The sequence below is a fragment of the Paraburkholderia sp. genome (genome assembly GCF_034668105.1).
Classification (GTDB): domain Bacteria; phylum Pseudomonadota; class Gammaproteobacteria; order Burkholderiales; family Burkholderiaceae; genus Paraburkholderia.
Window position 1 is genome coordinate 1 of the sequence record NZ_JAXDPY010000437.1, and the last position, 6,175, is coordinate 6,175.

Here is a 6,175-nt window from a genome sequence, read left to right on the forward strand (position 1 = left end):
ATTTAACATCGCCTGTCACGAAACGGAAACAATGTGCGTCTGAAGCCACCAGTACCTGCGACGTCAAGACCCAACACGGGCTCCTTGTGCAGGGGCATCATGGACCGTGAGAGGGCAGCGTGCTTCGCGCAGTCATGCATGTTTCGGGATGTCATTTTTAATAAGGATTCCAGATGCTAAGTGCCGGACAATTAGCCGTTTGCGCTTCGATAGCGGGCTTCATGGTGATTGGTTGTGCGCTGACACCCGAGAGGGCGGACGCCCGAGTCGCCCCGGTGACGTCGTTGCCGAAGATCATTGCGCATCGCGGCGGCACGGGCGACGCGCCGGAGAACACGCTCGAGGCGATTCGCCAGTCGGTCGCGCATCATGCCGACGAGATGTGGCTGACCGTTCAGTTGAGCAAGGACGGCGTGCCTGTGTTGTACCGGCCGGCCGATCTGGCGGCATTGACCAATGCAAAGGGGCCGGTCTCTGAATTCACGGCGGCGGAACTCGCGCGCGTGAATGCCGGCTGGAGTTTCCAGAGCGGCGGTCTCTATCCCTATCGCAATCGCCCAATCGGTATTCCGACGTTGCGCGAAGCACTGCGCACGATTCCGCTGGCCATGCCAATCATCCTGGATATGAAAGCATTGCCGGCCGGGCCGCAGGCTCAGGCTGTGGCGCAAGTGCTCAACGACGAAGGCGCGTGGTCGCGCGTGACGATCTATTCGACCGAAGCGGATTATCAGCAGAGCTTCGCCGCCTATCCGCAGGCGAGGCTGTTCGAGTCACGCGATGCGACGCGTGGACGCCTCGTGCGCGTGCTGCTTAATCAGGGCTGCGTCGATGCGCCGGCTGAGCACACCGCCGCAGCCTTCGAGTTGCACCGGGCGATGACCGTGGTGGAAAAATTCACGCTGGGCGAAGGCCGCTCCGAGGTTCGGGCAACACTGTGGACGCCCGCAACGGTCGCGTGTTTCCGGCAGAAGCCGGATGTGCGGATCGTCGCGATCGCGGTGAACAATGCGGCCGATTATCGGACGGCGGCGTGTCTGGGGATCGATGCGGTGCTGGCGGATTCGCCGCAAAGGATGGCTGCGATCAAGGCGAGTACGGCTATGCCGATGCGGTGTGAGGCGCAGCAGTAGACACAGAAGCGGGCACAAGCCGGGCAATAAAAAAGCCCGCATTTCGCGGGCCTTCTTCGAGTACGGCGGAGTTCGGCGATCACCGGCTACCACTTCGCGCGGAGGCTATACCTCAAACCTGGCGCAGCTCAACATTCGCTGGCTGCCGCCTCGCGCCGAGGCCAAACCTCAAACGTTAAACAGGAAGTTCATCACGTCGCCGTCGTGCACGACGTATTCCTTGCCTTCCGCACGCATCTTGCCGGCTTCTTTCGCGCCTTGCTCACCCTTGTAGGTGATGAAGTCATTGAAGGCGATCGTCTGCGCGCGAATGAAGCCGCGCTCGAAGTCGGTGTGAATCGCGCCCGCCGCCTGCGGCGCCGTATCGCCGACATGGATCGTCCACGCGCGCACTTCCTTCACGCCGGCCGTGAAGTAGGTTTGCAGGCCCAGCAGCTTGAAACCCGCTCGAATCACGCGATTCAGGCCCGGCTCTTCCATGCCCATGTCGGCGAGGAACACCGCCATATCCGCTTCTTCAAGGTCGGCGATTTCCGCTTCGATTGCCGCGCACACGGCGACGACCGGCGCGCCTTCGGCCGCCGCAAACTTCGTGACCGCGTCCAGATGCGGGTTGTTCTCGAAACCGTCGTCCTTCACATTGGCGACGTACATGGTGGGCTTGGCGGTGATCAGGCAGAACGGCTTGAGCGTGACCTTTTCCTCATCCGACAGATCGAGCGCGCGAACCGGCTTGGCCTGGTCGAGTTGCGCACGGACCTTTTCCAGCACGGCGGCGTTTTTGGCGGCTTCCTTGTCGTTACCCGACTTGGCGGCCTTCGAATAGCGCGTGAGTGCTTTTTCGACAGTGGCGAGGTCGGCCAGTGCCAGTTCGGTGTTGATCACTTCGATATCCGACAGCGGATCGATCTTGTTCGCGACGTGGATCACGTTCTCGTCTTCGAAGCAGCGCACCACGTGCGTGATCGCGTCGGTTTCGCGAATATTCGCGAGGAACTGGTTCCCCAGACCTTCGCCCTTGCTCGCACCGGCCACAAGGCCGGCGATGTCGACGAATTCCACCACGGCCGGCACGATGCGCTCCGGCTTGACGATTTCGGCGAGCGCTTTCAGACGCGCGTCCGGCACTTCGACGATGCCCACGTTCGGCTCGATCGTGCAGAACGGATAGTTTTCCGCCGCGATGCCCGCCTTGGTCAGCGCATTGAACAGGGTGGACTTGCCGACGTTAGGCAGGCCGACGATGCCGCATTTGAGGCTCATGGAAATCCTTCAGTGAATCAGTAAGTTGCGTGATGCGCTCGACGCTGTTTGCAGGATTCGGAAAGCCTTCGCGGGTGGCGTGGCGGAGGAAACGCAGCGGAGCGGGACTAGACACAGATCGGGGCGTTGCCTCGACGATTCTGGGCCAGTTTTGTCACGGAAAGCGCAATTGTAACCCGTTCGGATGGGGCGACCGGGAAGGACGCGGGAAACCATGCTGGGCCGGAAATATCCGGGGGGAACATTGTAATATGCGGGTCCGGGGCCGCTAGAGCCCTATTCCGGGGAAACACGATGACAATAAATAAATGGGTCAGGTGGCTACTGTGCGCCGCGCTGATTGGCGCCGGCGTGGTTGCCTGGCTATCGCCGAACTACGAGGAAGCCCAGGCCGCCACCGATCGCCAGACGGTGGACTGCATGGTGAAGCAGCTCACGCAGGACGACAAACGCAACATCGCGCAGTTTGCCGACACCAATGATTTCGACTCCCTGTGGCGGGTGTACGACCGCGTCTTCCCGGACTGCACCGTACGGGGCGACCAGCGGGACCGTAAAAACGAGCTGGTGACGAGCGCGTGGAGGGTCCTTTCAACCGACCGTGAGTTCGTGTTGTTGCGCGAAGCTCATGCGGCTCACGCGGCGCCTGGACGTTAGGTTTCAGGCCGAAATGCCGCACGCGTCGACCCGTCCCTCGCGACCCCCGCGGCTATAATGCGCGGATGAACGCACACCACCAGACCTTTGATGCCGCCGTGATCGGCGGCGGGCTCGTCGGCAAGACCGCGGCGCTGGCGCTGACGCAAGGCGGACTACGCGTGGCGCTCCTCGCGCAACCCTGCGCGGCACTGCCCGCCGGCGCTGCCTTCGACTCGCGGGTCTATGCGCTGTCGTCGAGTTCGCAGGCGCTGCTGGAGCGGTTGCGAGTCTGGCAGGCGCTCGATTTGTCAAAGCTCGGGCCCGTCTACGACATGCGCGTCTACGGCGATGCCCACGCCGAACTCCATTTTTCCGCGTTTCAGGCATCAGTGCCGCAGCTGGCGTGGATCGTCGAGTCGTCGGTCATCGAGCGTGCACTGGACGCCGCGCTGCGTTTCCAGCCGAATCTCATCTGGATCGACACGCGCGCGCAGGCGCTGGACTTTACCGCCGACGGTGCGAGCGTAGGTCTCGCCAACGGTAACGTGCTCGAGGCGGATCTGGTGGTCGGAGCAGACGGCGCGCATTCGTGGGTGCGTGCGCAGATCGGCTCGAAGATGAACCGGCGCGACTACAAACAAACCGGCGTGGTCGCGAATTTCAAGGCCGAAAAGCCGCACAGCGAAACCGCGTATCAGTGGTTCAAGGACGGCGAAATCATCGCGCTGCTGCCGATGCCGGACGGCCACGTCTCGCTGGTATGGTCGGCGCGCACGGAACACGCAGAGCAACTGGTCGCGCTCGATCCGGCACAACTCGCCGCGGAGGTCGAACGCGTGACCGGCGGCCAGTTCGGCGCTCTGGAATGCGTGACGCCCGCACAAGGCTTCCCGCTCGCGCTGCAAACCGTCGACAAGCTGGTGGCGCCGCGCGTCGCGCTGGTCGGCGACGCCGCGCATCTGATCCACCCGCTGGCGGGCCAGGGCATGAACCTCGGTTTGCGCGATGTCGCGGCGCTCGCCGAGACAGTCGCCGGCAAGGAAGCGTTCCGTGATCTCGGCGACATGGTGCTGCTGCGCCGCTACGAACGCGCCCGCCGCGAGGACATCCGTGCGCTGATGGTCGCCACCGACGGCCTGCAAAGACTCTTCTCGGCGCCTGGGCCGTTTGCCAAGGTGTTGCGCAATACCGGCATGGCGTTTGTGGGCGCACAGCCGTTCATCAAGCGCTGGCTAGTGTCGGCCGCGTTGGGGTAAGCGCCAGAACGCCTGCCCGACGGGAGAGGCGGGTATCATTGACGGATGGATGCCAGTCTGGGCACCAATCCGGTCACACCTGAAACGTCGAAAAAAACGCGCACCGCGCGCGATTGAACTCCAGGAATTCAGCATGAAAAAAACCTTTCGCATCGCAGCCGCCGTGCTCGCGATCGCCGCCGCGGCAATCGGCTGCTCCGCGCAGGCCGATCAAGCCACCGACAAGCTCAAAGCCACGCTGCAAACGCGCCTGAACGACGTGACGATCAAGAGCGTCTCGAAGTCGCCGATTGCCGGGCTCTACGAAGTGAACCTCGGCACGCAGATCATCTACAGCGATGCGAACGGCGACTACCTCATGCTTGGCGAGATCGTCGACGCGAAGACCCGCAAGAATCTGACGGAAGCGCGTCTATCGGAAACGAACCGCATCGACTTCGCGAGCCTGCCGTTCGCGAACGCGGTGAAGGTCGTGAAGGGCAACGGCGCGCGCAAGATCGCCGTGTTCTCCGATCCGAACTGCCCGTATTGCAAGCAGCTTGAAACGTCGCTCAAGTCGATCGACAACGTAACGGTCTACACCTTCCTGTACCCGGTGCTGTCGCCGGATTCCACGGTCAAGTCGAAGTCGATCTGGTGCTCGGGCGACCGCGCGAAGGCGTGGGAATCGTGGATGCAGGATCATCAAACGCCTACGGCAGCCGGCACCTGCGACACCGCCGCGATCGACAAGAACCTGGCGCTCGGCCGGGCGATGGGCGTCGACGGCACGCCGACCGTGTTTCTCGCCGACGGCCGCCGCCTGCCCGGCGCCGTGCCGGCAGACCGCCTGGACAAGGAAATGTCCGCCGTGCACTGAGCACGCAACGTAAGTCGAAGAAAGGAGGCGCGAAGTGCGCCTCCTTTCACATCGAGCCCCGCATATCCCCGCCTGAAACCATCTAATCGCCGCCGATGAAGCCGATCCGCTACAGCATCGTTCCCAAGCAACCCGCCGCCCATCTGTTCGAAGTCACCGTGACCGTTGCCGATCCCGATCCGGCCGGGCAGCGTTTCATGCTGCCGGTCTGGATCCCGGGCAGCTACATGGTGCGCGAGTTCGCGCGCAACATCGTCACGTTGCGCGGCATCAACGAAGCGGGCCGCAAGGTGCGTGTCGAGAAGACCGACAAGCACACGTGGCAGGCCGCGCCGGTCAAGGGCGCGTTGACGCTGCGCTATGAGGTGTATGCGTGGGATCTGTCGGTGCGCGCCGCGCATCTGGACGATACGACGGGCTTTTTCAATGGCACCAGCGTGTTCCTGGCGCCGCTCGGTCATGAGGAAGCGCAGTGCGTGGTCGATATCCAGAAGCCGGAAGGCGCCGCGTATCGCGACTGGCGCGTCGCGACCGCGTTGCCGGAAGCGCGCGGGACGAAGCGCTATGGCTTCGGCGAATATCGCGCGCAGAACTACGATGAGCTGATCGATCATCCCGTGACGTTGGGCGAGTTCGCGCTGGCGACCTTCAAGGCGCATGGCGTACCGCACGACATCGTGATCGCAGGGCGTGTGGTTGGGCTGGATATGGCGCGTTTGTGTGCCGATCTGAAGCGCATCTGCGAAGCGCAGATCGCGGTGTTCGAGCCGAAGTCGAAGAAGGCGCCCGTGGATCGCTACGTGTTCATGACGCAGGCAGTCACTGATGGGTACGGCGGACTGGAGCATCGCGCGTCGACGGCGCTGATCTGCAACCGCACCGATTTGCCGGTGGAAGGCCGCGACACCCCCACCGAAGGCTACCGAACCTACCTCGGTCTGTGCAGCCATGAATACTTCCACACCTGGAATGTGAAGCGCATCAAGCCGGCCGTGTTTGCGCCGTACGACTTGAGCGTCGAAAAC

6 protein-coding genes are annotated in these 6,175 nt (G+C 63.0%); 5 read left to right on the forward strand and 1 reads right to left on the reverse strand.

Features of this window, described 5'->3' with window-relative positions; all coding sequences use genetic code 11:
* Positions 1-221 precede the first annotated feature (221 nt).
* Complete coding sequence (locus QOC89_RS19650) at positions 222-1,133, forward strand: glycerophosphodiester phosphodiesterase family protein (RefSeq protein WP_323046547.1); 912 nt, start codon at positions 222-224, stop codon at positions 1,131-1,133.
* 168 nt (positions 1,134-1,301) lie between these two features.
* Here the strand turns inward: QOC89_RS19650 and ychF are convergent, their stop codons facing one another.
* A complete protein-coding gene (gene ychF, locus QOC89_RS19655; RefSeq protein ID WP_323046548.1) occupies positions 1,302-2,396 on the reverse strand; it encodes a redox-regulated ATPase YchF in 1,095 nt (364 codons plus the stop codon).
* 294 nt (positions 2,397-2,690) lie between these two features.
* On the opposite strand from ychF, the gene QOC89_RS19660 reads away from it, so the two are divergent.
* The 4 genes from QOC89_RS19660 to QOC89_RS19675 all read left to right on the forward strand — a co-directional run.
* On the forward strand, positions 2,691-3,053 hold the full coding sequence (locus QOC89_RS19660) for a hypothetical protein (protein WP_323046549.1): 363 nt from the start codon (positions 2,691-2,693) through the stop codon (positions 3,051-3,053).
* Positions 3,054-3,118: 65 nt separating this feature from the next.
* A complete protein-coding gene (locus QOC89_RS19665; protein WP_323046550.1) occupies positions 3,119-4,291 on the forward strand; it encodes a UbiH/UbiF family hydroxylase in 1,173 nt (390 codons plus the stop codon).
* A 133-nt stretch (positions 4,292-4,424) separates the two neighbouring features.
* The gene (locus QOC89_RS19670) at positions 4,425-5,150 is read left to right on the forward strand and encodes a DsbC family protein (RefSeq protein WP_323046551.1); all 726 of its coding nucleotides are present in this window, start codon (positions 4,425-4,427) and stop codon (positions 5,148-5,150) included.
* Between the two features lie 95 nt (positions 5,151-5,245).
* Positions 5,246-6,175: M61 family metallopeptidase (locus QOC89_RS19675; protein WP_416340425.1), on the forward strand; the 930-nt coding region annotated here is incomplete at its 3' end.